We start from the raw sequence: 26,396 nt of genomic DNA on the forward strand, positions 1-26,396 counted from the left end.
ATCTTCTCAGACTCTCGTGATACTCATCATAGCGAACTGATATATCAGTTAGATACTAGAACTTTGAGGAGAACGAATGACCGAGGTGCTGACCCGCTCGCTGGCGGAGACCGATCCCGATGTCAAGGCCGCCATCGACCGTGAACTCCTGCGCCAGCAAGGCACGCTGGAGATGATCGCCTCGGAGAACTTCGCACCGCTTGCGGTGATGGAGGCCCAGGGGTCCGTTCTCACCAACAAGTACGCTGAAGGGTACCCCGGGAAGCGCTACTACGGTGGCTGCGAGCATGTCGATGTCATCGAGCAGCTGGCTATCGACCGTGTCAAGGCCCTCTTCGGTGCCGAGGCGGCCAACGTCCAGCCGCACTCCGGCGCCCAGGCCAACGCCGCCGCGATGTTCGCCCTCCTGGAGACGGGGGACACCATCCTGGGCCTGTCCCTGGCCCACGGCGGCCACCTGACTCACGGGATGAAGATCAACTTCTCCGGCAAGCTCTACAACGTGGTCCCGTACGAGGTGAACCGGGAGAGCCTCCTGATCGACATGGCCGAGGTGGAGCGCCTGGCCCTGGAGCACCGTCCCAAGCTGATCGTGGCCGGCTGGTCCGCCTACTCCCGTCAGCTGGACTTCGCCGAGTTCCGCCGCATCGCCGACCTGGTGGGCGCCTACCTCATGGTGGACATGGCCCACTTCGCCGGCCTCGTGGCCGCGGGCCTGCACCCGAACCCGGTGCCGTACGCCGACGTCGTCACCACCACCACGCACAAGACCCTGGGCGGTCCCCGCGGCGGCGTCATCCTGAGCAAGGAATCCCTGGCCAAGAAGATCAACTCCGCCGTCTTCCCGGGCCAGCAGGGCGGCCCCCTGGAGCACGTGGTGGCCGCCAAGGCCGTCGCCTTCAAGCTCGCCTCCGAGCCCGCATTCCGCGACCGCCAGACCCGCACCCTCGAGGGTGCGCAGATCATCGCCAGCCGCCTCCTCGCCGCCGACGTCGCGGAGGCCGGTGTCTCGGTGGTCAACGGTGGCACCGATGTGCACCTGGTCCTGGTGGACCTGCGGAACTCCGAGCTGGACGGCCAGCAGGGCGAGGACCGCCTGCACCGTATCGGCATCACGGTCAACCGCAATGCCGTGCCGTTCGACCCGCGCCCGCCGATGGTCTCCTCCGGCCTGCGCATCGGCACCCCGGCCCTCTCCGCGCGTGGCTTCGGCGCCGCCGAGTTCACCGAGGTAGCCGATATCATCGCCTCCGCCCTGAAGCCGGACTTCAGCGAGGAGCTCGCCGACGAGCTCAGCGCCCGCGTTCGAGTCCTGGCGGACAAGCACCCCCTGTACCCGAACCTGAACGCCGAGAACGGAGCGCTCTGATGGCGGATCTGCTGCCTGAACACCCGGACTTCCTGTGGCGGAACCCGGACCCGAAGCCCTCCTACGACGCGATCATCGTCGGCGGCGGCGGGCACGGTCTGGCCACCGCCTACTACCTGGCCAAGCACCACGGGATGACGAACATCGCCATCCTGGAACGCGGCTGGCTCGCGGGCGGCAATATGGCCCGCAACACCACGATCATCCGCTCGAACTACCTCTGGGATGAGTCGGCGGCCATCTACGAGCACTCCCTCCGCCTTTGGGAGGCCCTGCCTGACGAACTGGAGTACGACTTCCTGTTCAGCCAGCGCGGCGTCATGAACCTGGCCCACACCCTGCAGGACGTGCGCGAATCGGTCCGCCGTGTCGGCGCGAACAAGCTCAACGGCGTGGACGCCGAGTGGCTGGACGCGGATCAGGTCAAGGAACTCTGCCCGATCATCAACACGAGCGAGGACATCCGGTACCCGGTCCTGGGCGCCACCTACCAGCCCCGTGCCGGCATCGCCAAGCACGACCACGTCGCCTGGGCCTTCGCCCGCAAGGCCGACGAGCTGGGCGTGGACATCATCCAGAACTGCGAGGTCACCGGCTTCCTCAAGGACGGCAACCGTGTGGTGGGCGTCCAGACCAATCGCGGCACCATCCACGCCGGCAAGGTGGCGCTGTGCGCCGCCGGCCACTCCTCGGTCCTGGCCAAGATGGCCGGCTTCGATCTGCCGATCCAGTCCCACCCGCTCCAGGCACTCGTCTCCGAGCTGCACGAGATCGTCCACCCCACCGTGGTCATGTCCAACCATGTCCACGTCTACGTCTCACAGGCCCACAAGGGCGAACTCGTGATGGGCGCCGGCATCGACTCGTACAACGGCTACGGCCAGCGCGGCGGCTTCCACGTCATCGAGGAGCAGATGGCCGCCGCCGTCGAGCTCTTCCCGGTCTTCTCCCGCGCCCACCTGCTGCGCACCTGGGGCGGCATCGTGGACGTCACGCTGGACGCCTCGCCGATCGTCGGCAAGTCGCCCGTGGAGAACCTCTACGTCAACTGCGGCTGGGGAACCGGCGGATTCAAGGGGACTCCGGGCGCCGGCTGGACCATGGCCCACACGATCGCCACGGACGAACCGCACGCACTCAACGCCCCGTTCGCCCTGGAGCGTTTCGAGACGGGCGCCCTCATCGACGAGCACGGCGCCGCAGCCGTCGCCCACTGACCCCACGAAAGGAGCCGAGCCATGCTGCTCATCACCTGCCCCAACTGCGGGCCGCGCGACGAGACCGAGTTCCATTACGGGGGCCAGGCGCACGTCCCGTACCCCGAGGACCCCCACGCCCTGAGCGATGCCGAATGGTCCCGGTACCTGTTCTACCGGGAGAACCCCAAGGGCCTGTTCGCCGAGCGCTGGGTGCACAACGGCGGCTGCCGCAAGTGGTTCAACGCCATCCGCGACACCGTGAGCTACGAATTCAAGACCATCTACACGGGGGAGTCCCCCCTCGAAGCCGGTGCGAAAGGAGACTCCCAGTGAGCCCCGCCGAGTCCGCCCAGCCGTTCCGCCTCTCCGCGGACCAGGCACCCCACGCCCGCATCAGCCGTGAGAACACCGTCCGCTTCACCGTTGACGGCACCGAGTACACCGGTCACCCCGGGGACACCGTCGCCTCCGCGCTGATCGCCAATGGCGTGGTGGAAGCCGCGCCGTCCCTGTACCTCTCCCGGCCCCGCGGAATCCTGGCCGCTGGCGTGGAGGAGCCCAACGCCCTGCTCAAGGTCAAGGACCGTGGCGCCGGCGGCGTGGACGAGTCCATGCTCCCGGCCACCCTGGTGGAGCTGACCGACGGCCTGGACGCCGAGTACCTCTCCGGCCTCGGCAAGCTGGACCCCCGCAAGGACGAGGCGTACTACGACAAGAAGCACGTCCACACGGATGTCCTGGTCATCGGCGCCGGCCCCGCCGGTCTCTCCGCCGCACGCCAGGCCGCCGCCACGGGCGCCCGGGTCATCCTGATCGACGACCAGCCGGAGCTGGGCGGTTCGCTGCTGTCGACTCCCGGCGAGACGGTCGACGGCGTCCCCGCGCTCGAGTGGATCGCCTCGGCCGCCGCGGAACTCGCCGCCGCCGAAGAAGTCACCGTGCTGACCCGCACCAACGCCTTCGGCTCCTACGACGCGAACTACGTGATCGCCCTGGAGTCCCGGACCGATCACCTCGGCACCGAGCGCGCCCGCGAACTCAACGCGCAGGGCATCTCCCGTCAGCGCCTCTGGCACATCCGTGCCGGCCAGGTGGTCCTCGCCACCGGCGCCCATGAGCGCCCTCTGGTGTTCGCGGACAACGACCGCCCCGGCATCATGCTGGCCTCCGCCGTGCGCAGCTACCTCAACCGCTACGGCGTGGTGCCCGGCAGCCGTGCCGTGGTGTTCACCACCAACGACTCGGCCTACGACACCGTCCGTGACCTCGCGGCCGCCGGCGTGCCGGTGCCCGCCGTCGTCGACGCCCGGGCTGAGAAGAGCGACGCCGCCCTGGCCGCCGAGGCCGCGGGCGTGCGGGTCATCGCCGGTGCGGCCGTGTGCGGCACCGAAGCGTCCGGCACGAACGGCCGGGTGAGCGCCGTCGTCGTCCGCGCACTCGACGCCGACGGCGCCCTGAGCGGCGACGCCGAGCGGATCGACGCCGATCTGCTGGCCGTCTCCGGCGGCTGGAGCCCCGTGGTCCACCTGTTCAGCCAACGCCAGGGCAAGCTGCGCTGGGATGAGGAGCTGGCCGGGTTCGTCCCGGCGAGCACCGTGAACGCCCAGCAGATCGTGGGTGCCGCCCGCGGCTCGTACGCTCTGGCGGACTGCGCCTCCGAGGGTGCCCGCGCCGGCGCCGTCGCGGCCTTCAACGCCGGCTTCGTGACCGAGGCGGGAGCCCACGCCTCCGCCCTGTCCAGCCACGCACCGGTCGCCTCCGCGCCGACCCGCCAGCTCTGGCTGGTCCCCGGCGCCGAGGGCGGCCCCGCGGAGTGGAAGACCCACTTCGTGGACCTGCAGCGTGACCAGAGCGTCGCCGACGTGCTGCGCGCCACCGGAGCCGGTATGCGCTCTGTGGAGCACATCAAGCGCTACACTTCCATCTCCACCGCCAACGACCAGGGCAAGACCTCCGGCGTCAACGCCATCGGTGTGATCGCCGCGGCGCTGAAGAACGCCCAGGGCGATGTTCCGGAGAACCTCGGCTCGATCGGCACCACCACCTTCCGCGCCCCGTACGCCCCCGTGGCGTTCGCCGCGATGGCGGGCCGCAAGCGCGGAGATCTCTTCGACCCCGATCGCGTCACGTCCATCCACCCGTGGCATGTGGCCCACGGCGCCGAGTTCGAGCTGGTGGGCCAGTGGCTGCGCCCCTGGTACTTCCCGCAGCCGGGCGAGTCGATGGACGACGCCGTGCTCCGGGAGTGCCGCGCGGTCCGCGAGTCCGTGGGCATCATGGACGCCACCACGCTCGGCAAGATCGAGATCTGGGGCGCCGACGCCGGCGAGTTCCTCAACCGCATCTACACCAACGCCTTCAAGAAGCTCGCCCCGGGCATGGGCCGCTACGGCGTCATGTGCGGGCCGGACGGCATGATGTTCGACGACGGTGTGACGCTCCGCCTGGACGAGGACCGCTACTTCATGACCACCACCACCGGCGGGGCCGCCAAGGTCCTGGACTGGCTGGAGGAGTGGCACCAGACGGAATGGCCCGGCCTGGACGTGAACTTCACCTCCGTCACCGAGCAGGTCACCACGGTGGCCGTCGTGGGCCCCAAGTCCCGCGCCGTCATCTCCAAGATGGCCCCGGAGCTGGACGTGGACAACGACGCGTTCCCGTTCATGGCCTGGCGGGAGACCACCCTGGCCTCCGGCATCCCGGCCCGCGTCTGCCGCATCTCCTTCTCGGGTGAGCTGGCGTTCGAGATCAACGTGGCCACCTGGTATGGCCTGCAGGTCTGGGAGGACGTCGCGGAGGCCGGCGCCGAGTTCGGCATCACCCCGTACGGCACCGAGACCATGCACGTGCTGCGCGCCGAGAAGGGCTACCCGATCGTCGGGCAGGACACGGACGGCACGGTGACCCCGCAGGACGCCGGCATGGAGTGGATCGTCTCCAAGGCGAAGGACTTCGTGGGCAAGCGCTCCTACTCCCGGATCGACACCGCGCGCACGGACCGTAAGCACATGGTGTCGCTGCTCCCCGTGGACCCGTCCTTCCGCCTCCCGGAAGGCACCCAGCTGGTGGAGCACGGCATCTCGCTCAACCCGGCCTACGGCCCGGTTCCGATGCTCGGCCACGTGACCTCGAGCTACCACTCGGCGGCCCTGGGGCGGTCCTTCGCCCTGGCGCTGATCAAGAACGGCCGGAACCGGATCGGTGAAAAGCTCACCGCCGTCGCGGGCGACCGGCTCGTGGACGTCCTGGTCGGTGAAACCGTCCTCTTTGACCCTGAAGGGAACCGTAGAGATGGCATTGAAGGGAAGCGCCGTGATGGCTGAGACGATCTCTGAAGAAACCCTGTCCCTCGCCGCGAGCCTGCGGCGCAGCCCGGCCGCCCGGCTCGCGAAGGCCTTCGCCGTCGCCGGTACCGAGGGCGAGCGGGGCGTCAGGCTGCGGGAGATCCCGTTCCTGACCCAGCTGGGGATCCGCGCTACGCCGGGCACGCCCGCGGCGGCGGCCGTGGAGGCGGCCCTGGGAGCCCCGCTCCCGGCGATCCACGGAAGCACGACGACGGGCGGCGGCTACAGCGTGCTGTGGATCGGCCCGGATGAGTTCCTGGCTGTGGGCGATGAGGGCTCTGCGGACCTGGACCGCGGCCCGGCGGAGACCGCCCGCGTGGCGGCCACCCTCGGTGAGGCGGGCTCCCGGCTGCCGGGCGCCGTCGTCGACCTCTCGGCGAACCGCACCACGTTCGAACTGAGCGGCCCGGCCGCCCGGCTGGTCCTGGAGAAGGGCGTCTCCTTCGATCTGCACCCGCGGTCCTTCCGCGCCGGTCAGGCGATCGTCACCGTCCTGGACCACGTCCCGGTGCTCGTGTGGAAGACCGAGGAGGAGACATTCCGTGTCCTGCCCCGCGCGTCCTTCGCCGATCACGTGGGCCGCTGGCTGCTGGATGCGATGCGCGAGTTCTCCGCGCCGGAGGTGCACTGAGATGACCGGGCCGGAGTTTGTCCTGACGCTCGACTGCGATTGGTCCACCGGGATCGTCGCCGCGGTTTCCGGGTTCCTCGCGGAACGCGGCTGCGACATCGAGGACATCAAGGAGTACGGTGACCGCCGTGGCGGGCACTTCTACATGCGCCTGCACTTCGAGTCGCGACCGGGCGACTCGGCGGAAGCGCTGTCCGAGGCGTTCGGCCCGGTGGCCGAGCCGTTCGGTATGACCTGGACGCTGCGGCCCGCCGCGGAGAAGACCAAGGTGCTGCTGATGGTTTCCAAGTTCGGGCACTGCCTCAACGATCTGCTCTTCCGCGCACGGATCGGCGAATTGCCGGTGGAGATCGTGGGCGTCGTGTCCAATCACGAGGACCACCGCGGGCTGGTCGAGTGGCACGGCATCCCGTACCACCACATCCCCGTGACCAAGGAGAACAAGCCGGAGGCCGAGGCGGAGCTGCTGTCCGTGGTGGACCGCTACGGCGCCGAGCTGGTGGTCCTGGCCCGCTACATGCAGGTGCTCTCCGACGCCCTGGCCACCCGGATGGCCGGACGGGTGATCAACATCCACCACTCCTTCCTGCCGTCGTTCAAGGGCGCCAAGCCGTACCACCAGGCCTGGGAGCGTGGAGTCAAGACGGTGGGCGCCACGGCGCACTACGTCAACGCCGAGCTGGACGAGGGCCCGATCATCGCCCAGCAGGTCATCGACGTGGACCACACGCACTCGCCGGAGGACCTGGTGGCCGTGGGCCGCGACGCCGAGTGCAAGGCGCTGTCCAATGCGGTGCGCTGGCACTGCGAGGGCCGCGTGGTGCTCAACGGGAACAGGACCGTGGTCCTGCGGTGACTAAGCTCATGGAGGTGAGCAGCAATCCCGCCGGAACCGGCAGCACGTCTTCGCACCTCCGTATGGTCGCCAGCGATATCGATGGCACCATCATGGGTCCGGGCGGGGTCATCTCCGCCCGGACCCGGGCCGCATTCCGTCAGACGCGCGACGCCGGCCTGGAGGTGGTGTTCGTGACGGGCCGGCCGATCCGCTGGCTCGGCCCGCTCGCCGATCAGCTCGACCACGCCGGCACGGTCATCTGCTCCAACGGGGCGGTGGTATGGGACATGAGCTCGGAACGGGTCATCAGCTCCGAGGCGTTCCGGCTCGAGGAGGCGCTTCACCTCCAGGACGTGATCCGGGCTCTGCACCCGGAGGCGGGGTTCTCCAGCGAGCTGGTGACGGGCCCTCACCGCGAGGCCGAGTTCATCCGGCTCCATCCCGGGCTTCCGGTGGAGGACCAGGTGGTCGGACCGCTGTCCTCGACGCTGGGACCGGATGCCGCCGTCGTCAAGCTGCTCGCCATCTCACCGGTGCTCAGCGCCGAAGAGTTCCACGCGCTCGTGGCCCCCGCGGTGAAGGGCCTGGCACACGTCACCTACTCGGACGTCAACCGGCTGGCACTGCTGGAGCTGGCCGTCCCGGGCATCACCAAGGCCCGGACGCTGGAGAACCATGCAGCCTCCTTGGGGATCGGCCCGTCCGACGTCATCGCCTTCGGCGACATGCCCAACGACGTCCAGATGCTCTCCTGGGCGGGGGAGGGCTACGCCATGACCGGGGGGCACCCCGAAGCGCTCGCGGCCGCCCGCTTCCGGGCACCGGCTTGCCAGGACGACGGCGTCGCCCAGGTCCTTGAGGGAATCCTCGCGGGCTAGGCCCCGCCGTTCCGGCCCGCGCATTCCCGGGGCTGCTTTCCATGACAGTGCATCCGTTCCGCGGAGAACTGTCGACTTTCTGATATATCAGTCATATACTTGAAGGGATCGCTCACGCATGACCATCTTGACGAGGAGTGAAAGCCGCATGCAGAATCTCGCGCACCGGCTCGAGCGTCTGGGCACGGAGACCGCGTTCAGTGTCGCGCAGGCCGCCGCCGCATGGAAGGCGCAGGGCAACACCGTGTTCCCCTTCCATCTGGGCGACATCAACATCCCCACCGCCCCGAACATCATCGAGGCGATGAACCGCGCCATCGCGGACGGGCACACCGGCTACTGCCCCGGCCCCGGCATCCCGCAGCTGCGGGAAGCACTGGCGGAGGACATCGGATCTCGCCGGGGCATCACCTTCGGCCCGGACAATGTGGTGGTCATGACCGGCGGCAAGCCCGTCATCACCAAGTTCCTGCAGGCCGTCATGAATCCGGGGGAGGAGGTGCTCTACCCGAATCCCGGCTTCCCCATCTACGAATCCCAGATCGAGTACCTCGGCGGGACGGCGGTCCCGTACCGCTATGTGCCCACCGAGTCCGGCTTCGCCATCGACCTGGACCAGATCCGGGCCTCGATCACCCCGAACACCACCGCGATCATCTACAACGATCTGCAGAACCCGATCTCCGCGGAGTCCACAGCGGCCGAGCGCGAGGCCGTGGCGAAGCTCGCCATCGAGCACGACCTCTGGGTCCTGTCCGACGAGGCCTACTTCGAGACCCGCTACGAGGGCGTGTCCAGTTCCATCGCGGCGCTGCCCGGCATGGCCGAGCGCACGGTCATCCTGTACACCTTCAGCAAGAAGTTCGCCATGACCGGCTCCCGGCTCGGCTGCGCGGTCGCGCCCCTGCAGATCGCCCAGGTGCTGAGCAAGCTGAACACCAACGACGAATCCTGCACCACCCACTACGTCCAGTGGGCCGGCATCGAGGCTCTCCGCGGCCCTCAGGATTCGGTCCAGAGCATGCTGGACGTGCTCAAGGGCCGTCGTGACGCTGCCTGCGAGCTGGTCAACGCCATCCCGGGATTCCAGGTCGCCGTGCCGCAGTCGACCTTCTACCTGTTCCCCGATGTCACGGAGGCCATGGAGCGCCTGGGTCACAGTGCGGTCGGTGACTTCGCCACCGCCGCGCTGCACAATACCGGTATGTCCTTCTGCACTCGTGAGCACTTCGGCCGGCGGCTGGCCGGCGAAGACCGTCAGTACATCCGCCTGGCCTACTCCGGCATCGAGACCGCGGATATCCGTCTCGGCCTCGGACGCCTGCGCGAGTGGATCGAGTCGGCATGAGCCGGGTCGTCGTCACGGGCAAAGTGCCCGAAGCAGCCCTGGAGAAGCTCCGCGCTGAGCACGAGGTGGACGCCTGGACGGAGTCCACGTCGATCGGCCGTGCGGAGTTGCTGCGCCGTGTGGCCGGCGCCGACGCGGTGGTGAGCCTGCTCACCGAACGCATCGACGACGAACTCCTCGCCGCGGCAGGCCCGCAGCTGAAGGTCGTGGCCAACGTCGCCGTCGGCTATGACAATGTGGACGTCCCCGCCTGCACGGCACGCGGCGTCGTCGCCACGAACACGCCCGGCGTCCTGACGGAAGCGACGGCGGACATCGCCTTCGGCCTCATCCTCATGGCCACACGCCGCCTCGGCGAGGGCGAGCGGCTCCTCCGCGCCAAGGAACCGTGGAAGTGGGGCATGTTCTTCCTGCTGGGCAGCAGCCTGCAGGGGAAGACCTTGGGGATCATCGGCATGGGCGGCATCGGCCAGGCGACGGCGCGCCGCGCCAAGGCCTTCGGGATGGACGTCGTCTACCAGTCGCGCAGTGAGATCGATCCGGCGATCGCCACCGAACTGGGCGCACGGCGCGTGGAACTCGACGAGCTGCTGGCCGTGTCGGACGTCGTCTCGGTCCACTGCCCGTACGGCCCCTCCACCCACCATCTCATCGGTGCGGAGCAGCTCGAGGCCATGAAGAGCACCGCGTACCTGGTGAACACGGCACGTGGGCCGATCGTGGATGAGGAGGCTCTTGCCACGGCCTTGCGCTCGGGTGTCATCGCCGGTGCCGGCCTGGACGTGTTCGAAAAGGAACCCGAGGTCAACTCGGGGCTCCTGACCCTGGAGAACGTGGTGATCGTCCCGCACCTGGGCTCCGCCACGGTGGAGACCCGCACCGCCATGGCCGTCCTGGCCGCGGAGAACGCGCTCGCTGTCCTGCGCGGCGACGAGGCGGTCACGCCGATCCGCTAGGCGCCCGGAAGACTGAAAAGGCCCTGTGGCCACGGAGATCCGTCTCCGTGGCCACAGGGCCTTCGTCGTGCCAGGGCCTGCCGCCTCAGCCGTGCTGGGGCTGTGACCTACCTCCCGTGGCCAGCCGCATCAGCTCGGATCCGAGATCGATGCCCAGCTCGGTGCCGCCTGCACTGCCGAATTCGTGCTGATAATTCTGCCAGGACTCCTCCTTGATCTTGTGGGAGAAGCCGCTTTCCATCAGCAGGAGCAGTTCCATGGCGGCCCTCTCGATCCGGGTGCCGAGGGACTTGGAGTTCCAGTCCTCGCTGGCGGCGAACACCGAGGTCGGAACGGTCAGGGTGCGCAGGCAGGCGAACAGGGACCGCATCTCGCCGTCGACCACCAGGGCGTGCCGGGAGGTGCCCGCGGTGGCCGCCAGGACCACCGGCTTGCCGATCAACAGGTCGTTGTCCAGCACGTGGAAGAACGAGCTGAACAGCCCGCTCGGCGCCGCCTTGTAGACGGGGGCGCTGGCGATGACGCCGTCGGCGGAGCCGAGGAGCTCGATCGCCCGCGTGAGCTTCGGCCCCATGAGCTGGGAGACGAGCGCGTTGGAGATCTCCGTGGTGAGCTGCCTCAGATCGATGGTGCTGATCAGCACCTTCTCCTCCCGGCTCTCGGCGAGCCGTGCGACCTTCTCCGAGATCCGGTCCGCCAGCATCCTGGTCGACGACGGGTCGCTGGTTCCTCCGCTGACCACCACGAGGTGGTACGGCCCGGACTCGTGCGGCCCGGCGTTCATTGCAGCCTGCGTGTTCATCGCTGTGCTCTCTCGGTTCTCTGCGGGTTCTTCAGGTTCTCTCCGGCGGCGGATGTCAGACCAGGTCGGGGTAGTTCGCCGAGCCCTCGCTGTCCTGATACGGGGAGCCGCCCGTGACGTTGTCGCCGCGGTTGGCGTTCGGGCGCGGCTGGCGGGCCGGCTTGTCGCCGTACTTGGCCTTGAGCAGCGACTCGTGAGTGGGTGCGTCGGCCGACTCGGGGTCCTTGCGGGCGGCCAGTTCCTTGCGCAGGGCAGGGATGACTTCCTCGCCCAGCAGGTCCAGCTGGTTCAGGACGGTCTTGAGAGGAAGGCCGGCGTGATCCATCAGGAACATCTGACGCTGGTAGTCGCCGAAGGTGTCGTGGAAGGTCAGGGTCTTCTCGATCATCTCCTGCGGGCTGCCCACGGTCAGCGGGGTCTGGGAACTGAAGTCCTCCAGCGACGGGCCGTGGCCATAGACGGGCGCGACGTCGAAGTAGGGACGGAACTCCTTGTAGGCGTCTTGCGACTTCTTGGCGATGTAGGCCTGGCCGCCCACGCCCACGATCGCCTGCTTCTTGGTGCCGTGGCCGTAGTGTTCAAAGCGCTCGCGGTAGAACTCGATCATGCGCTTGGAGTGTTCGGTGGGCCAGAAGATGTGGTTGGCGAAGAAGCCGTTGCCGTAGAAGGCGGCCTGCTCGGCGATCTCCGGGGTGCGGATGGAACCGTGCCACACGAACGGGGGGACGTCATCCAGCGGGCGCGGGGTGGACGTGAAGCCCTGCAGGGCGGAGCGGAAGCTGCCTTCCCAGTCGACGACGTCCTCGCGCCACAGGCGGTGCAGGAGGTTGTAGTTCTCCAGGGCCATGGGCAGGGACTTGCGGATGTCGGCGCCGAACCACGGGTAGACGGGCCCGGTGTTGCCGCGGCCCACCATGAGGTCCATGCGGCCCTTGGCCACGTGCTGGAGCATCGCGTACTCCTCGGCCAGGCGGACGGGATCGTTGGTGGTGATCAGCGTGGTGGCCGTGGAGACGATGAGCTTCTTGGTGGTCGCGGCGATCGCGGACAGCAGGGTGGTGGGAGAGGAGGAGAAGAACGGAGGGTTGTGGTGCTCGCCGATCGCGAACACGTCCATGCCCACTTCCTCGGTCTTCTGCGCGATCTTGATGATCGCATCGATCCGCTCGGCTTCACTAGGCGTCTCTCCCGAGACCGGGTCGCGAGTGATGTCGCTGACTGAGAAAACTCCGAACTGCATCATGACTCCTGTTCATCCCGCCACCGGCGGCCAATTAAATGCGTTTGCATCTAGTTGAAGAGCTTAGCGCATGGATCTATTCCCCGCATCCGGGTGTGAGGTGGGGAACACCCCGGCCCTTTCCTCCGCTCGTCGGGCGTTCCGCCTAGGCTGGAAGGAGCCCCATCGGGCTCAATACGGCAACTTTCCACAGAAAGGCAACGTCATGGGATTCATCGGTTGGATCGTGCTCGGATTGATCGCCGGAGCCATCGCGAAGGCGATCATGCCCGGGCGGCAAGGAGGAGGCTGGCTCTCCACCCTTCTCCTGGGTGTGGTGGGAGCCCTGATGGGCGGTTGGATCGGATCCGCCGTCTTCCACGTGGGCCTGAGCAGCTTCTGGTCGCTTTCCACGTGGATTCTCGCGATCGTGGGATCACTGCTGGTGCTCTTCCTCTGGGGTCTTGTCAGTAGGAAGCGCGGCTGACGCGGAACAGAGCGGAGGACCCGCCCCGGTGGGGCGGGTCCTCCGCTCTGAAGGCGCCGATTACGGCTTTACCGGTACGAACACCCGCGGCTGGCCCGCCCATTCCGGGGAGAGGTCCTCGATCGTCTCGTTGATCATCTTGGCCGAGGCGCGGCGGGCCGCCGTCGCCTTCCCGTCCAGGATCGCCCGCGCCACGTCCAGATGCCACTGCAGCGCCTCCTCCTTCGGGTGCGCCGGCATGAGCCCGTGTGTGGTGCGTCCCGCGAGAGTCTCGGCCACCTGCCCGATCAGGGTCGCGAACATCTCGTTCCCGGAGCCGGAGAGGACCAGGGCGTGGAAGCGTGTGTCGAGTTCCAGGAAGCGTTCCATCTTGCCCTGCCGTCCCACCCGGACCATCTCCTCGGCCACTTGCAGCAGCTCGCGGCGCATGGGGAACGGGGCGTTCTGCGCGGCCAGCTCACTGGCCACGGGCTCGACGGCGGAGCGCAGCTCCGCCAGTGCGCGCAGCTGGGCGCCCCGCGCGTCGCTGTCCATCCGCCAGCGGATGATGTTCGCGTCGAAAGGGTTCCACGCCTGAGGCGGCAGTACCCGGATCCCCACGCGCTTGATGCTCTCCACCATGCCGATGGACTGCAGGACGCGCACGGCCTCGCGCACCACGGAGCGGGACACCTTGAGTTCCGCCTCCAGGCTCTCGGCGAGCATGACATGCCCGGCGGGGAGGTCACCAGTGACGATGCGGCGTCCCAGGATCTCCAATGCCTGGTGGTGGAGGCTGGGCTGGCGGCTCGTCATCGTTGTCGGGATCCTTGTGCTGAAGTGGTCAAATGACAGTGCATCAAGCCTAGTATGTGAGGAGCCGCTTGGCCCTCTGTGACGGGCGGTCCTTCTCCGGGGTCCCGCCCCGGACCCGTCGGTCCACGGCGAAACATTCGTCACCTTGGCGGCGCCTCTTCCCTCGCAACCGCTGGGCCAGTAGGGTGGAACAGAGCCCATAAAATCAGATTACTAGCATTGACTTGGAGTGTAGATGCCTGCACATATCGGTGTCACCGGTCTCGCCGTCATGGGGGCCAACCTGGCCCGCAACCTCGCCCGCAACGGATTCACCGTCGCTCTGCACAACCGCTCCGTGGAGAAGACGGATGCTCTGCTGGCCGCTCACGGCGACGAGGGCGACTTCATCCGGACGGAGTCGCTGCAGGAGCTCGTGGACTCCCTCGAGAAGCCGCGCCGGGTGCTCATCATGGTCAAGGCCGGCGCTCCCGTGGACGCCGTCGTGGACCAGCTCGTCCCGCTGCTGGACGAAGGCGACATCGTGATCGATGCTGGCAACTCCCACTACTCGGACACCCGCCGCCGCGAGGCCGCCCTGGCCGGGAAGGGACTGCACTTCGTGGGCGTCGGTGTCTCCGGCGGTGAGGAGGGCGCGCTCAACGGCCCGTCCATCATGCCCGGCGGCTCCAAGGAGTCCTACGACGCCCTGGGCCCGCTGCTGGAGAAGATTTCGGCCCACGTCGACGGCCAGCCGTGCTGCGCCTGGATCGGCACCGACGGCGCCGGTCACTTCGTGAAGATGGTCCACAACGGCATCGAGTACGCGGACATGCAGGTCATTGGTGAGGCCTACGACCTCCTCCGCAGCGGTGCGGGGATCGAACCGGCCGAGCAGGCCGAGATCTTCCAGGAGTGGAACAAGGGCGAGCTGTCCTCCTTCCTCATCGAGATCTCGGCAGAGGTCCTCGGCCACGTGGATGCCAAGACCGGCAAGCCGTTCGTGGACGTCGTGGTGGACTCCGCCGGGCAGAAGGGCACCGGCCGCTGGACGGTCCAGTCCGCACTGGACCTCGGCTCCCCGGTCTCCGGCATCGCCGAATCCGTCTTCGCTCGCGGCATCTCCTCCCAGCGCGCCCAGCGTGCCATCGCGCAGGAGACCCTGGCCGGTCACGAGGCCGGGGTGGCCCTTCCGGAGAACTTCGTGGAGGACGTCCGTCAGGCCCTCTACGCCTCCAAGCTGGTCAGCTACGCCCAGGGCCTGGACATGCTCACCAGCGCCGCCAAGGAGTACGGCTGGGATCTGAAGCTGGATGAGATCGCCTCCCTGTGGCGCGCCGGCTGCATCATCCGCGCCGAACTGCTCAAGGACATCATGGCCGCCTACAAGGGCGATGCGAAGCCGGAGAACCTCCTGTTCGCCCCGGCGTTCGTTCAGTCCGTCGGTGCGGCCGTGCCGGCCTGGCGCCGCGTGGTCGCCACCGCCGTGCAGCTCGGCATCCCGGTGCCGGTGTTCTCCTCCTCGCTCGCCTACTACGACGGCCTGCGCCGCAAGCGCCTGCCTGCCGCTCTGATCCAGGGCCAGCGTGACCTCTTCGGGGCCCACACCTATGGCCGCGTGGACGAGGAAGGCACCTTCCACACGCAGTGGAGCGGCGACCGCAGCGAGGTCAACGCGGTGGACACCCACTGACGCATCCGCAATGACGACGGCGCCCCTCACCGGAAGGTGAGGGGCGCCGTCGTCGTTCAGCGGGCTCAGCCCTTCCGGGAGTCCGAACGCGGGCGCGTGAGCATGAACGTCTCGAACTCCTCGAGGCCGCAGCCCAGGCCGGTCACGTTGTAGTAGGTGACCTTCATGGTGGTGTCGCCGCCCTTCACGCCCGGGTCCACCTCGAACGAGCCGAAACCGTATGCGTGGGCGGTGTCGCGCACGGAGGACCAGTCGGTGTTGGCGTCCTGCACGTAGATGGGGGCGCGTTTGCCGTTGGCGCCCGGCGCCTGCACGCCCACGATCACCCGGCACTGCGGCGGGTTGTAGAACAGGCTGTTGGACGGGATGGACGTGCCGCCGCCGCCCAGGATCATGTGGACCGTGCCCTTGGTCGTATCCACCACCGAGGCGTTCGTGTCCGCGGTCACCGGCGTGAGCGTCTGGTTCTTCACTTGGCCCCGGATGGGGTGTGAACGCTCGTAGTGGTGCTCGTGGCCGCACACCACCAGGTCCACGCCGTACGTGTCGAACAGGGGCACGAACTCCTGCCGGATGCCCAGGTCCGCGCCGTTGAAGTTGTTGGCGGTGCTGATGACCACCTGGTGCATGCAGACCACGATCCAGTCGATGTCCTCGCTGGAACGGGCGTCCTTCAGCTCAGCTTCCAGCCAGGCCTTCTGGGCGCCGTCGGAGTAGCCGCGGACGTAGTGGTCGCCGCCGTCCTGGTAGGCGACGTCGTCGTTCGCGAGGGAGATCACGCGGACGGCTCCCACGGTGAAGCTGTACCAGAGACCGCGGGTCGTCTCGTTCTGGCCGGCGGCCGCCGGGACCTGGAAGTACGTCTGGTACGCCGCGTAGCCGATGGGGCCGTTGCCGAGCTCGTTCTCGTGGTTGCCCGCCGAAGGCATCCACGGGCGGTTGCGTGCGCTGCGGGAGTTGTTGGTCCAGAAGTCCCACCAGGTGCGGATGCGGTCGGTGGCCAGATTGGCGTAGCAGAGGTCGCCGTTGAACAGGTGGAACATCGGCTGGACGCGTTCCACGCCTCCGGTGGTGTCACCGGCGGCCGGAGCGCCCAGATTGTCGTTCTCCCAGATCTCCTTGATGCCGCTCATGCCGGTCTTTCGGCCAAGGGTGGGAGTGCCCTGGTCGCCGAAGCTCGTGAAGGTCACGCGGGCCCGGCCACGTGGACCTGTGGTGAAGGTGCCGAACTCGGGAGTGGCTCCGGCGTGGACCGCGGCGTACAGATAGCCGGTCTCCGCATTCAGCCCGCCCAGCGGCGCATGGTGGGTGTACACGGTGCGGCCGCTCTTGGCGTCCACGTAGCTCTTGGTGTGCGCGGGGAACACGCCGGTGAAGTTGCCGTGGCCGTCGCCCAAGAGAACCCGGGCCTCGGTGACGGGCTGAAGGGTGTGCCAGGAGACCACCATGTCGCGGGAGGCGTCCCGGCCGAACTGCAGGTGGAGCCCGTCCACCGGAGGGACGGCGGCCGGGTCCGTTGCCGAGAGCGAACCGGGGAGGTCCTTGGCGCTGCCTGGAGCGGCGTTCGCCGCCTGGGCGGGGGATGTAAGGGCTGTGCCGCTCACGATGGCCGCCAGGCCGGCTCCGATGAGAAGCCGGCGGCGGGTCACGGGGGAGTTCTCTGGGGAGCTGTTCATGCGGCCAGAGTCCCAGGCCCGGGTCTCGTGCCGGTCACGGCCCGGTGAATCCGCCGGGCACGGGAGGGAAACTCTCGGTGCCCGGCGCCACCGGCGTCAGATGTAGTAGTACTCCGCGGGGTCCACGGCGGGCTTGGTCTCCACCACGGCCACGCGGGGCCGCCACGTGGCGGGAATGCCGGTGACGATCGAGTTCGGTGGGGTGTCCTTGACGACGACGGCGTTGGCACCCACCGCGGAGTCGTCGCCGATCGTGATGGGGCCGAGGACCTTGGCGCCGGCGCCGATGGTCACGCGGTCACCGATGGTGGGGTGGCGCTTGACCTTCGCCAGGGAGCGGCCACCGAGGGTGACCCCGTGGTAGATCATCACGTCCTCGCCGATCTCCGCGGTCTCACCGATCACCACGCCCATGCCGTGGTCGATGAAGAAGCGCCGGCCGATCGTCGCGCCGGGATGGATCTCGATGCCGGTCAGAAGCCGGCCCAACTGGGACAGGGCACGGGCCGGGAACCGCAGGGACGGGTTCTGCCACATGCGGTGGGTCAGCCGGTGGATCCAGATGGCGTGCAGGCCGGAGTACACGAAGAAGTTCTCCGCGGAGCCACGGGCCGCCGGATCGTGGGAGCGGGCGTTCTCGAGGTCTTCTTTCAACCGGGTGTAGAAGCTCACGCTGTCCTTCTGGTCTGCGTACACGAGGGAAGCGTACGTGATCGGATGCTGTTGGGATAACGGTGCCGGCGGGCGGGGAATTCCCCGCAGAATGCGACTGCCCGGCGCCGGCCCCGAAGGGTCTGCGCCGGGCAGTCACCGGGGCCGTATCAGCCGCGGATGTCGTCGAAGAGGACGGTGGAGATGTAGCGCTCGCCGAAGTCGGGGACCACGGCCACGATCAGCTTGCCCTTGTTCTCCGGACGCTTGGCCAGCTCCAGAGCGCCCCATACGGCAGCACCGGACGAGATGCCGCCCAGGATGCCCTCCTGGGCGCCCAGGGCACGGGCGGTGGCCACCGAGTCCTCGAGGGTGGCGTCCAGGACCTCGTCGTAGACGGAGGTGTCCAGGACCTCGGGGACGAAGTTGGCGCCCAGGCCCTGGATCTTGTGCGGGCCGGCGGCGCCGCCGTTGAGAATCGGGGAGTCCTTGGGCTCCACGGCCACGACCTGGACGGACGGCTTGCGCTCCTTGAGTACCTGGCCCACGCCGGTCACGGTGCCACCGGTGCCGACGCCGCCCACGAAGATGTCCACCGCGCCGTCGGTGTCGGCCCAGATCTCCTCCGCCGTGGTGGTGCGGTGGATCTCCGGGTTGGCCGGGTTGGCGAACTGCTGGGCCCAGATGGCGTTCTCCGTGTTGGCCACGATCTCCTGGGCCTTCTCCACGGCGCCGCGCATGCCCTCGGATCCCGGGGTCAGGACGATCTCGGCGCCATAGGCACGCAGCATGACACGGCGTTCGGTGGACATGGTCTCCGGCATGGTCAGGATGACCTTGTAGCCACGGGCCGCGCCGACCAGGGCCAGGGCGATGCCGGTGTTGCCGGAGGTGCCCTCCACGATGGTGCCACCGGGCTTCAGCGCGCCCGCCTTCTCGGCCGCGTCGATGATGGCCACGCCGATGCGGTCCTTGACGCTGTTGGCCGGGTTGTAGAACTCCAGCTTCACGGCGACCGTGGCCTCCAGGCCCTCGGTCAGACGGTTCAGCCGGACCAGAGGGGTCCGGCCGATGAGCTGGGTGACGTCGTCGTAGATACGTGCCATGTGAACTGTTTGCCTATCTCCAAGCCGAATGGTTAAAACACAGCGTAATGAGCGCCCGGCGGAACGTCAGGATCTGAGCCATGCAGAGTAATATTTCCGGGCCTTGGCGAGCTTCGGATTGATGATCACCTGGCAGTAGCCCTGGTAGGAGTTGTTCGCGTAGTAGTCCTGGTGGATCGCCTCGGCTTCGTAGAAGCGGCTGGCCCGGGTCACCTCGGTGACGATGGGGGCGTCCCAGAGCTGCTGATTCCGCTCGATGGCGTCCTTGAACAGCATGGCCTCCTCCTCGTCCCGGTAGAACATCGCCGAACGGTACTGGGTGCCGACGTCGTACCCCTGGCGGTTCAGCGTGGTGGGGTCATGGAGGGCGAAGAACATGTCCAGGATGACCTCGGCCGGGATCTCCGACTCGTCGAAGGTGACCTCCACCGCCTCGGCGTGACCGGTGGTCCCGGAGCACACCTCGTAGTAGCCGGGGTCCGGGGTATGACCGCCCGTGTAGCCGGAAATGACTGACGTGACGCCGCGCGTCTGCTGGTACACCGCGTCGAGGCACCAGAAACAGCCGCCGGCCAGAAGAAAAGTTCTCACAGCATGCTCAATGATCCGGCCGGGGGAATTGTTCCCGCACCGGGCGCCGCCGCGTCATGGGAACCGGTGCCCTCCGCCCCGTGCGGTAGAACAGTGGGTATGGAGAACGAGACGCAGGGTCGCGGACCCGTCCCGGAGGACCCGCACGGGGAGCACACCGTCGATGCGGTGCCCGGCCGGCAGGCCCAGGACGACGACGGCGCATCGGTCGCCGGTGAGGAGCCGGCGTCGTCTCCCACGCTGGGTGACGTACTGCTGGCCGCCGAGGAGCTCTGGCCGGAGTCCCTCTCGGAGGAGTGGGACAAGGTGGGACTCGTGACCGGCCGCCTGGAGCAGCCGGTCCGGCGTGTCCGCTTCGCGGTGGATCCGACGCTGGAGGTCATCCAGGAGGCGGTGGAGCTCGGGGTGGACCTGCTGATCACGCACCATCCGCTGCTGCTGCGCGGAGTGAGCTCGGTGGCGGCCACCACGGCCAAGGGCCGTGCCATCCATCTCCTCATCGAACACGGCATCGCGCTGCTGACGGTGCACACCAACGGCGACTCCGCCGTGGGAGGCGTCTCCGACGTGATCGCGGACGCTCTGGAACTGGGGGAGCGCGAGCCGCTGACCGCGTCCCGCAACGGTCTGCCGGAGGAGGGCATCGGCCGCGTCGGCCTGCTGCCGGAGGTGGTGACGCTGTCTGATCTGGCTGCCAGGCTGTGCGGATTCCTTCCCGTGGTGGCCGGGGGAGTGCGCGTGGCCGGTGAGCGTGACGCACTGGTGCGCCGGGTGGCGATCTGCGGCGGTGCGGGCGACTCGCTGTTCGACGACGTCCGCGCTCGCCAGGCCGACGTCTACATCACCGCCGATCTGCGGCACCACCCGGCGTCGGAGGCCCGGGAGACGGCGCTCGGCGGACGGCCCTACCTCATCGACGTGTCCCACTTCGCCAGCGAATGGCTCTGGCTGCCCGCCGCCGCGCAGGCCCTGGACAATGTCCTGGAGGACCAGGGCTTCGAAGTGGAGATCGGCGTGAGCTCGGTGAACACGGATCCCTGGGACTTCATCCTTACGCCCCATGGTGACCGGACCGCGTAGCGGATACGCTCTAAGCACTGCGGAACCGCAGCAAACCCACGGGAGGTGTGCATGGCCAAGTCGCCGGTGGCGGAACAGTTCAAGCTCCTGGAGCTCCAGGCGTTCGACAGCAGGCTGAAGGCGCTCGCCACACGGCTGAAGCAGCTGGAGCAGGACCCCCGGCTGCCGCCTCTCACGGCCGGGGTCACCGAGGCCCGCGTGGCCGTCACGGAGGCCGCATTCGCGCGGGATGAGGTCAGGAAGTCGCTGACCGGTCTGGAGGACGAGGTGGCGGGCCTGGACGCGCGGATCGAGCGGGACAATGTGCGGCTCAACGCGGGCGGGCTGTCGAAGGACCTGGTGGCTCTCCAGAAGGACATCGAAGGCCTGGAGCGGCTCAAGGGCTCCAAAGAGGACACCGAGCTGGAACTCATGGAGCAGCTCGAAGAGGCCGAGACTCTGCTGACCGAGCGTCAGGAGACCCTGGCCGGTGCCGAGTCGGCGCTGGCCGAGGTGCAGGCCGAGCTCGGTGCTCTGGCCGCGGAGGCCGCGCAGGAACGGGCCGGCGTCGCCGGGGAGCGTGATGGATTCGCCGCGACCATCGAACCCGGCCTCGTGGCGCTGTACCAGAAGACGCTGGAGCGCCGCGGAGTCGGCGCGGCCCGGCTGTTCCACGGGCACAGTGAAGGCTCCGGCATGGACCTCAGCCCGGGCGACCTCGCCGAGGTCCGGGCCGCGGCCGAGGACGATGTGGTCTACTGCCCGGATTCCGGGGTGATCCTGGTCCGCAGCCCCGAATGGAACTGAGCCCCGTCCGGGGTTCCGCGGGCTATTCGTCCAGCACGATGTTGAGGGCGTGGGCCTTCCGGGCCGTGCCTTCCACGAGTTCCGTCCGGTAGCGCTCCGAGGCGGCCTTCAGCAGCTCCTGCGGTGTGCCGGGGGCCTTGCCGCGGCGTGTGAGCAGATGCCGGGCCAGTTCGCCGCGGGTGTGCTTGGCGAAGTGGCTGACCACGGTGCGTTTTCCGTCCCGCTCACGGAACACATTGACCGCCACGGTCTGAGTGGCCGGCGGCGTCCAGGCCGTGGCGTAGCCGCTGGACCGGCAGTCCACCAGAAGACGGCCCTCCGCCGTCTGTGCGAGCGCCTCGTTCAGCCGTGGCTTCCAGAACGTCGCCAGGCGCCCTGGCCCGTCCAGCGCGGTGCCGATGGACAAGCGGTAGGCGGGCACGGCGTCGTCGAACCGCAGGGCGCCCCAGAGCGCCGAGATGATGACGACGGCGTCGTCGGCCTTGCGCTTCTGCGCCGCCGTGAGGCTCGCGTATCCGAGCGCGTCGTAGAGGACGCCCGAGTAGACGCTGTGTGCGGGCGCGGCGGATTCGTGCCGCAGGCGCGTGTTGCGCGCCACCTCCTCATGCAGTGAGGCGCCGACACCGAGCAGCGCCAGGGCGTCCTCATGTGCACTCACGGTCCCCAGGGCCTCCAGCACCTCCGCGCGGGCCTCGTTGAGGGAGGGGAAGCTCAGATTCGCGAAGTCGACCGGAGCGCCGGAGGACGCGGCGGTCTTGCCTTCGGACGGGGGGAGGAGGATCAGCACCGTTCGATGGTAGCGAATCCGGACGGCGCTGCCTTGCGGCTAGAATGGACGGCGGACGGGCTGGCCGGGCGATCGCGTTGACGTAAGTCACCGAGGAAAGTCCGGGCTCCGCACAGCAGGGTGGTGGGTAACGCCCACTCGGGGTGACCCGCAGGCCAGTGCCACAGAGAACAGACCGCCCCGTGCGTGCACGGGGTAAGGGTGAAACGGTGGTGTAAGAGACCACCAGCTCCCCGGGTGACCGGGGAGGCTAGGTAAACCCCACCTGGAGCAAGGCCAGACAGGATGTGTTCGAGGGCTGCTCGCCCGAGCATCCGGGTAGGCCGCTTGAGGCCACTGGCAACAGTGGTCCTAGATGGATGATCGCCACTCCGCGCCGGGCAACGGGCGCGGATGACAGAACCCGGCTCACAGGCCAGCCCGTCCCTCCGACACCCCACGCATATGTGACTGACGTCACCGGACCGCCCCGGCCGCCATGGGCCCGGGGGCGATAGACTTGAGGGGAACGCCGATGTTCACCCGCCGGGCACGCGTTCGCCTAGGCGGTTTTTTTCTGCCTGAGACACCCCCGGTGGCGAGCTGCGCCCGACGACGCGCGCAGGTATACGAAAGGTTCCTTGAGTGAGTCAGAACTCCGAGTCCTTTGAGCAGTGGATGAGCCGTGAGGCCAAGGCCGAGGCGATGATCCCGATCATCGGCCGTCTGTACCGCGACAACAACGTGGTCACCAGCATCCATGGACGCAGCCTCATCAACAAGTCCACCATGCAGATCCTGAAGGCGCACCGCTTCGCGCGCCGTATCAGCCAGAACGAGCTGACCCTTGAGGACACCCTTCCGCTGCTGGAGACCCTGGACAGCCTCGAGCTCGGTGCCGCCGCAATCGATCTGGCGCTGCTGAGCGAGAAGTTCCAGGCCGAAGGCGCCGGCCGCACTCTGGAGGAGTTCCTGCGCGCCGAGCTGGCCGCCGTGGTCGGTGGTAAGGGCGCGGACAGCCGCACCAGCCAGGACGTGGTCCTGTACGGCTTCGGCCGCATCGGCCGTCTGCTGGCCCGCATCCTCGTGGAGAAGCACGGCGGCGGCCAGGGCCTGCGCCTGCGTGCCATCGTGGTCCGCAAGGGCGGCGACAAGGACCTCTCCAAGCGTGCCAGCCTGCTGCGCCGCGACTCCGTCCACGGCCCCTTCGAGGGCACCATCCAGGTGGACGAGGAAGCCCAGACCATCACCGTCAACGGTGTCCGCATCCAGGTGATCTACTCGGACAGCCCGTCCACCATCGACTACACGTCCTACGGCATCGACAACGCCCTGATCGTGGACAACACGGGCCGCTGGCGTGACGCCGAGGGCCTCTCCCAGCACCTGCAGAGCAAGGGTGCCGCCCGTGTGCTGCTCACCGCTCCGGGCAAGGGCGAGCTGAAGAACGTGGTCCACGGCATCAACCACGGTGTGATCGCCGATGAGGACACCATCGTGTCCGCCGCCAGCTGCACCACCAACGCCATCACCCCGGTCCTGAAGGCCATCAACGACAAGTACGGCGTGATCCACGGCCACGTCGAGACGGTCCACTCCTTCACCAACGACCAGAACCTGATCGACAACTTCCACAAGGGCGACCGTCGCGGCCGCTCCGCGGCGCTGAACATGGTTCTGACCGAGACGGGTGCCGCCAAGGCCGTCGCCAAGGCTCTCCCGGAGCTGGCCGGCAAGCTGACCGGCAACGCCATCCGCGTCCCCACCCCGGACGTGTCCATGGCCATCCTGAACCTCAACCTGGAGAAGGAAGCCACCAAGGACGAGGTCAACGAGTACCTGCGTGAGCTCTCGCTGCACTCGGCCCTGCGCAAGCAGATCGACTACATCGACTCGCCTGAGGTGGTCTCCACCGACTTCGTCGGCTCCCGCCGCACCGGGATCGTGGACGGCCTGGCCACGATCGCCACCGGCACCAATCTGGTGCTCTACGTCTGGTACGACAACGAGTTCGGCTACAGCTGCCAGGTGGTCCGCGTCATGGAGGAGATGGCGGGCGTGAACCCGCCGGCCTTCCCTGCCGCAGAGGTCCGCGTGGCCGAGAGCGCCAGCGCCTGAGCATAGCCTGAGAGGCCACGCCCCGCCGGGGCGTGGCCTCTCGCTTTTAAGGACCGGCGGGAGCACGATATGGGCATGGAACACGAAACAACTCTGGAACACGCACTGGACATCGCCACCGCCAACAGCAAGGAGGGCCATCGCCTCCTGGACCAGGCCAAGGACATGCTGGAGCACGGAGACGCCACCCCGGAGCGGGTGGCCCAGCTTCAGGAACTCTCCGACGCCGCAGACGCCGATCTGATCCGGGTCCGGAAGGAGCAGTGAGCGTCCTCAGACGCCCGGCGTGAGTTTGTCCACATCGCGGCACGCGCCAGGGAACGCTGCGGGAGGCGTCTCCTAAGCTGAACCGGAATCATCACCGGAAGAGCTGAGGAGGCGCCTCTCATGCGTCTGAGCAGGGTTTCATGAACCGGTCGTGGGTCTCATGAGTCAGACATGGGTGCAGTACAGACAACGACGGCGACGCTCGCGGATCGCCGCGGCCGCGCTGTCCTTTCTCACGGCGGCCCTGGTGGCGCTGCTCGGATGGTTCTTCCTCCGGGGGCAGTTCGGTCTTCCGGGCTCCGGCCAGGGGCCCAGCCAGGCCCGCGTGTACGACCCGGCCTGGATGAAACCCGTCCGTGCGCCGAGGGCTGTCCCCGCGGAAGGTGCCCTGGCACTTCTGGAGTCCCTTCCGGTGGCGCCGAAGGACGTGGCGGACCACTATCAGCGGACGGCGTTCGGCCAGGCATGGGCCGATGAGGACAGGAACGGCTGTGACACGCGCAACGACGTCCTCCGCCGGGACCTTGACGCCGTCACCTTCACCTCCGGCTCAGAGCGATCGCTCTGCCGGGTCGCCACCGGCGAACTCTGGGACCCGTACACCGGCAAGCGCATCGCATTCCGGCGGGGTGAGCGCAGCAGCCAGAATGTGCAGATCGATCACGTGGTGGCGCTCGGCGAGGCGTGGAAGAGCGGAGCAGCTAGGCTCAGCCCCGGCCTGCGGCAGACCCTCGCCAATGACCCTTTGAATCTCCTGGCCGTGGACGGTCCCGCCAATCAGCAGAAGAGCGCCCAGGATGCCTCCACCTGGCTGCCGGCGAACCGGGTGTTCCGGTGCCACTACGTGGCTCGCCAGATCTCCGTGAAGTACAGCTACGGGCTCAGCGTCGGACCCGAGGAGAAGGCGGCCATGCGCAGGGTGCTGGGCGGCTGCCCGGAACAGCAGAGCATTTCCGGGAGCTGACGCCGTGACCGCTGCGCGGGGCTCAGAGGACAGGAAGTGTCAGGTGACCGTGTCCCAGGCCCCATTCGCCGCCGTCGTCGAGGTGTTCCAGGACGGCACGTTGCAGCGAGCTGTCCCGGGGGAGCAGCTCCAGTCCGTCCAGGCCCCGCTTCCGGAACGTGAAGTACACGGCGTCCGTCGGTGAGGAACTCGTCCGCTCCAGGGTGAACCGCCGGGCGAAGCGCGCCATATTGCTTTCCGGCAGGCGGCGGGACAGCTCGGGGTCCAGGAGCCAGGAGATGCATTCGGCGCTGCGGACCGGCTTGCCGGGGAAGTGCCGGCCGAAGAAGGCGACGGCCTCCTCGAAGCTCGCGTCCACTGCCGCGGGGGAGAGCCCGCCGCCCTCGGGGATGTGAACAGACAGGATCCACTCGTCCGGTGCGGCCCAGCCCTCGTCCTCGTGGTGGGGGAGCAGATGGAACTGGAGCCGGCCCAGCTGGAACAGATTGCCGGCGTAGTGCAGGGACAGCCAGCCGAAGGTCTCAAGACCGAAACGGCCGAGCACCCGCCGGGTGATGTCCACGTTCCGGCCGAGGTCGGCCAGGGTGGCGGCCGAGATCTCCGCGGGGATGCCCAGGCCGTCCCAGTAGGCCAGGAGCTCCGGGGTGAAACGGAGGTACGCCTCCAGCCAGACGAACTCGTCCAGGCTGCCGGAGGGGGCGTAGCCGCCCGGGAACGCGCCCAGGCGGCCTCGCAGGACAGCCATGGCGTCCAGGACCTGCTCCCCGGCATCGCGGTCGAGCAGGGCGAGCGTTTCGTCCCGGTCCGTGTCCCGGATGTCCGTCAGACGGAGGATCTCGGAGGAGTCCAC

General features: G+C 68.2%; 25 protein-coding genes and 1 other RNA gene. 17 read left to right on the forward strand and 9 right to left on the reverse strand.

What is annotated here, in order from left to right; translation table 11 throughout:
* The first annotated feature begins 76 nt into the window (after positions 1-76).
* The 9 genes from glyA to Q9R02_RS00360 all read left to right on the forward strand — a co-directional run bounded on the left by glyA (position 77) and on the right by Q9R02_RS00360 (position 10,566).
* Positions 77-1,369 (forward strand): serine hydroxymethyltransferase, encoded by a 1,293-nt coding sequence (glyA, locus tag Q9R02_RS00320; RefSeq protein WP_305994652.1) that lies wholly within the window; start codon positions 77-79, stop codon positions 1,367-1,369.
* Positions 1,369-2,586, forward strand: coding sequence for a sarcosine oxidase subunit beta family protein (locus Q9R02_RS00325; protein WP_305994653.1), 1,218 nt, complete (start codon positions 1,369-1,371; stop codon positions 2,584-2,586). The genes glyA and Q9R02_RS00325 overlap by 1 nt, the downstream gene beginning before the upstream one ends.
* Before the next feature lie 21 nt (positions 2,587-2,607).
* The gene (locus Q9R02_RS00330) at positions 2,608-2,901 is read left to right on the forward strand and encodes a sarcosine oxidase subunit delta (protein ID WP_305994654.1); all 294 of its coding nucleotides are present in this window, start codon (positions 2,608-2,610) and stop codon (positions 2,899-2,901) included.
* Positions 2,898-5,894 (forward strand): 2Fe-2S iron-sulfur cluster-binding protein, encoded by a 2,997-nt coding sequence (locus tag Q9R02_RS00335; RefSeq protein ID WP_305994655.1) that lies wholly within the window; start codon positions 2,898-2,900, stop codon positions 5,892-5,894. The genes Q9R02_RS00330 and Q9R02_RS00335 overlap by 4 nt, the downstream gene beginning before the upstream one ends.
* The gene (locus Q9R02_RS00340) at positions 5,887-6,546 is read left to right on the forward strand and encodes a sarcosine oxidase subunit gamma (RefSeq protein ID WP_305994656.1); all 660 of its coding nucleotides are present in this window, start codon (positions 5,887-5,889) and stop codon (positions 6,544-6,546) included. Before Q9R02_RS00335 ends, Q9R02_RS00340 begins: the two co-directional genes overlap by 8 nt.
* Position 6,547: 1 nt before the next feature.
* Positions 6,548-7,402: a formyltetrahydrofolate deformylase gene (gene purU / locus Q9R02_RS00345; protein ID WP_305994657.1), complete on the forward strand. Its 855-nt coding sequence runs from the start codon at positions 6,548-6,550 to the stop codon at positions 7,400-7,402.
* 14 nt (positions 7,403-7,416) lie between these two features.
* Positions 7,417-8,262, forward strand: a complete 846-nt coding sequence (locus Q9R02_RS00350; protein ID WP_342006865.1) for an HAD family hydrolase — start codon at positions 7,417-7,419, stop codon at positions 8,260-8,262.
* A gap of 148 nt (positions 8,263-8,410) precedes the next feature.
* On the forward strand, positions 8,411-9,610 hold the full coding sequence (locus Q9R02_RS00355; RefSeq protein ID WP_305994658.1) for a pyridoxal phosphate-dependent aminotransferase: 1,200 nt from the start codon (positions 8,411-8,413) through the stop codon (positions 9,608-9,610).
* Positions 9,607-10,566 carry a 2-hydroxyacid dehydrogenase gene (locus Q9R02_RS00360; protein ID WP_305994659.1) on the forward strand — a complete coding sequence of 320 codons (960 nt, stop codon included), beginning with the start codon at positions 9,607-9,609 and terminating at the stop codon, positions 10,564-10,566. Before Q9R02_RS00355 ends, Q9R02_RS00360 begins: the two co-directional genes overlap by 4 nt.
* A gap of 85 nt (positions 10,567-10,651) precedes the next feature.
* Here Q9R02_RS00360 and Q9R02_RS00365 read toward each other — a convergent pair whose 3' ends face one another.
* Together Q9R02_RS00365 and Q9R02_RS00370 are read right to left on the reverse strand one after the other, a co-directional pair.
* Positions 10,652-11,368: a CE1759 family FMN reductase gene (locus tag Q9R02_RS00365; RefSeq protein WP_305994660.1), complete on the reverse strand. Its 717-nt coding sequence runs from the start codon at positions 11,366-11,368 to the stop codon at positions 10,652-10,654.
* Between the two features lie 55 nt (positions 11,369-11,423).
* Positions 11,424-12,608 (reverse strand): LLM class flavin-dependent oxidoreductase, encoded by a 1,185-nt coding sequence (locus Q9R02_RS00370; RefSeq protein ID WP_305994661.1) that lies wholly within the window; start codon positions 12,606-12,608, stop codon positions 11,424-11,426.
* A 205-nt stretch (positions 12,609-12,813) separates the two neighbouring features.
* Between Q9R02_RS00370 and Q9R02_RS00375 the strand changes: the two genes are divergently transcribed.
* On the forward strand, positions 12,814-13,074 hold the full coding sequence (locus tag Q9R02_RS00375; protein WP_305994662.1) for a GlsB/YeaQ/YmgE family stress response membrane protein: 261 nt from the start codon (positions 12,814-12,816) through the stop codon (positions 13,072-13,074).
* A 60-nt stretch (positions 13,075-13,134) separates the two neighbouring features.
* Here Q9R02_RS00375 and Q9R02_RS00380 read toward each other — a convergent pair whose 3' ends face one another.
* Complete coding sequence (locus tag Q9R02_RS00380) at positions 13,135-13,869, reverse strand: FadR/GntR family transcriptional regulator (RefSeq protein ID WP_305994663.1); 735 nt, start codon at positions 13,867-13,869, stop codon at positions 13,135-13,137.
* Between the two features lie 235 nt (positions 13,870-14,104).
* Between Q9R02_RS00380 and gnd the strand changes: the two genes are divergently transcribed.
* Entirely contained in the window at positions 14,105-15,541 is a 1,437-nt protein-coding gene (gene gnd / locus Q9R02_RS00385; RefSeq protein WP_305994664.1) for an NADP-dependent phosphogluconate dehydrogenase, read from the forward strand.
* Positions 15,542-15,606: 65 nt separating this feature from the next.
* Here the strand turns inward: gnd and Q9R02_RS00390 are convergent, their stop codons facing one another.
* From Q9R02_RS00390 to msrA, 4 genes are all read right to left on the reverse strand, one after another.
* The gene (locus tag Q9R02_RS00390) at positions 15,607-17,217 is read right to left on the reverse strand and encodes a fibronectin type III domain-containing protein (protein ID WP_305994665.1); all 1,611 of its coding nucleotides are present in this window, start codon (positions 17,215-17,217) and stop codon (positions 15,607-15,609) included.
* A gap of 96 nt (positions 17,218-17,313) precedes the next feature.
* The gene (gene epsC, locus Q9R02_RS00395; protein ID WP_305995300.1) at positions 17,314-17,889 is read right to left on the reverse strand and encodes a serine O-acetyltransferase EpsC; all 576 of its coding nucleotides are present in this window, start codon (positions 17,887-17,889) and stop codon (positions 17,314-17,316) included.
* A 149-nt stretch (positions 17,890-18,038) separates the two neighbouring features.
* Positions 18,039-18,974, reverse strand: a complete 936-nt coding sequence (gene cysK, locus Q9R02_RS00400) for a cysteine synthase A (protein ID WP_305994666.1) — start codon at positions 18,972-18,974, stop codon at positions 18,039-18,041.
* Positions 18,975-19,040: 66 nt separating this feature from the next.
* Positions 19,041-19,565, reverse strand: coding sequence for a peptide-methionine (S)-S-oxide reductase MsrA (gene msrA / locus Q9R02_RS00405; protein WP_305994667.1), 525 nt, complete (start codon positions 19,563-19,565; stop codon positions 19,041-19,043).
* A 99-nt stretch (positions 19,566-19,664) separates the two neighbouring features.
* Here msrA and Q9R02_RS00410 point away from each other — a divergent pair, with 99 nt between their 5' ends.
* Positions 19,665-20,645, forward strand: a complete 981-nt coding sequence (locus Q9R02_RS00410) for a Nif3-like dinuclear metal center hexameric protein (protein ID WP_305994668.1) — start codon at positions 19,665-19,667, stop codon at positions 20,643-20,645.
* 51 nt (positions 20,646-20,696) lie between these two features.
* Complete coding sequence (locus Q9R02_RS00415) at positions 20,697-21,431, forward strand: zinc ribbon domain-containing protein (protein ID WP_305994669.1); 735 nt, start codon at positions 20,697-20,699, stop codon at positions 21,429-21,431.
* A gap of 22 nt (positions 21,432-21,453) precedes the next feature.
* On the opposite strand, the gene Q9R02_RS00420 is transcribed toward Q9R02_RS00415, so the two are convergent.
* Positions 21,454-22,218 (reverse strand): YaaA family protein, encoded by a 765-nt coding sequence (locus tag Q9R02_RS00420; protein ID WP_305994670.1) that lies wholly within the window; start codon positions 22,216-22,218, stop codon positions 21,454-21,456.
* Positions 22,219-22,274: 56 nt separating this feature from the next.
* Here Q9R02_RS00420 and rnpB point away from each other — a divergent pair.
* The 4 genes from rnpB to Q9R02_RS00440 all read left to right on the forward strand — a co-directional run bounded on the left by rnpB (position 22,275) and on the right by Q9R02_RS00440 (position 25,546).
* Positions 22,275-22,645, forward strand: an RNA gene (gene rnpB / locus Q9R02_RS00425) — RNase P RNA component class A.
* A 197-nt stretch (positions 22,646-22,842) separates the two neighbouring features.
* Positions 22,843-24,315 (forward strand): glyceraldehyde-3-phosphate dehydrogenase, encoded by a 1,473-nt coding sequence (locus Q9R02_RS00430; RefSeq protein WP_305994671.1) that lies wholly within the window; start codon positions 22,843-22,845, stop codon positions 24,313-24,315.
* A gap of 75 nt (positions 24,316-24,390) precedes the next feature.
* Positions 24,391-24,582 carry a hypothetical protein gene (locus tag Q9R02_RS00435; protein ID WP_305994672.1) on the forward strand — a complete coding sequence of 64 codons (192 nt, stop codon included), beginning with the start codon at positions 24,391-24,393 and terminating at the stop codon, positions 24,580-24,582.
* A 160-nt stretch (positions 24,583-24,742) separates the two neighbouring features.
* Complete coding sequence (locus tag Q9R02_RS00440) at positions 24,743-25,546, forward strand: HNH endonuclease family protein (RefSeq protein ID WP_305994673.1); 804 nt, start codon at positions 24,743-24,745, stop codon at positions 25,544-25,546.
* Positions 25,547-25,568: 22 nt separating this feature from the next.
* Here Q9R02_RS00440 and Q9R02_RS00445 read toward each other — a convergent pair whose 3' ends face one another.
* Positions 25,569-26,396, reverse strand: a complete 828-nt coding sequence (locus Q9R02_RS00445; RefSeq protein ID WP_305994674.1) for an acyltransferase domain-containing protein — start codon at positions 26,394-26,396, stop codon at positions 25,569-25,571.

It is taken from the genome of Arthrobacter horti, from assembly GCF_030731045.1.
Lineage (GTDB): Bacteria > Actinomycetota > Actinomycetes > Actinomycetales > Micrococcaceae > Arthrobacter_E > Arthrobacter_E nanjingensis.

Coding starts and splice junctions, on each gene's coding strand:
- Q9R02_RS00410 (WP_305994668.1), top strand. CDS start 19,665: ATGGAGAACGAGACGCAGGGTCGCGGACCCGTCCCGGAGGACCCGCAC.
- Q9R02_RS00340 (WP_305994656.1), top strand. CDS start 5,887: ATGGCTGAGACGATCTCTGAAGAAACCCTGTCCCTCGCCGCGAGCCTG.
- Q9R02_RS00355 (WP_305994658.1), top strand. CDS start 8,411: ATGCAGAATCTCGCGCACCGGCTCGAGCGTCTGGGCACGGAGACCGCG.
- Q9R02_RS00390 (WP_305994665.1), bottom strand. CDS start 17,217: ATGAACAGCTCCCCAGAGAACTCCCCCGTGACCCGCCGCCGGCTTCTC.
- purU (WP_305994657.1), top strand. CDS start 6,548: ATGACCGGGCCGGAGTTTGTCCTGACGCTCGACTGCGATTGGTCCACC.
- Q9R02_RS00365 (WP_305994660.1), bottom strand. CDS start 11,368: ATGAACACGCAGGCTGCAATGAACGCCGGGCCGCACGAGTCCGGGCCG.
- Q9R02_RS00325 (WP_305994653.1), top strand. CDS start 1,369: ATGGCGGATCTGCTGCCTGAACACCCGGACTTCCTGTGGCGGAACCCG.
- Q9R02_RS00375 (WP_305994662.1), top strand. CDS start 12,814: ATGGGATTCATCGGTTGGATCGTGCTCGGATTGATCGCCGGAGCCATC.
- Q9R02_RS00360 (WP_305994659.1), top strand. CDS start 9,607: ATGAGCCGGGTCGTCGTCACGGGCAAAGTGCCCGAAGCAGCCCTGGAG.
- Q9R02_RS00330 (WP_305994654.1), top strand. CDS start 2,608: ATGCTGCTCATCACCTGCCCCAACTGCGGGCCGCGCGACGAGACCGAG.
- Q9R02_RS00370 (WP_305994661.1), bottom strand. CDS start 12,608: ATGCAGTTCGGAGTTTTCTCAGTCAGCGACATCACTCGCGACCCGGTC.
- Q9R02_RS00380 (WP_305994663.1), bottom strand. CDS start 13,869: ATGACGAGCCGCCAGCCCAGCCTCCACCACCAGGCATTGGAGATCCTG.
- glyA (WP_305994652.1), top strand. CDS start 77: ATGACCGAGGTGCTGACCCGCTCGCTGGCGGAGACCGATCCCGATGTC.
- cysK (WP_305994666.1), bottom strand. CDS start 18,974: ATGGCACGTATCTACGACGACGTCACCCAGCTCATCGGCCGGACCCCT.
- gnd (WP_305994664.1), top strand. CDS start 14,105: ATGCCTGCACATATCGGTGTCACCGGTCTCGCCGTCATGGGGGCCAAC.
- Q9R02_RS00435 (WP_305994672.1), top strand. CDS start 24,391: ATGGAACACGAAACAACTCTGGAACACGCACTGGACATCGCCACCGCC.
- Q9R02_RS00440 (WP_305994673.1), top strand. CDS start 24,743: ATGAGTCAGACATGGGTGCAGTACAGACAACGACGGCGACGCTCGCGG.
- Q9R02_RS00415 (WP_305994669.1), top strand. CDS start 20,697: ATGGCCAAGTCGCCGGTGGCGGAACAGTTCAAGCTCCTGGAGCTCCAG.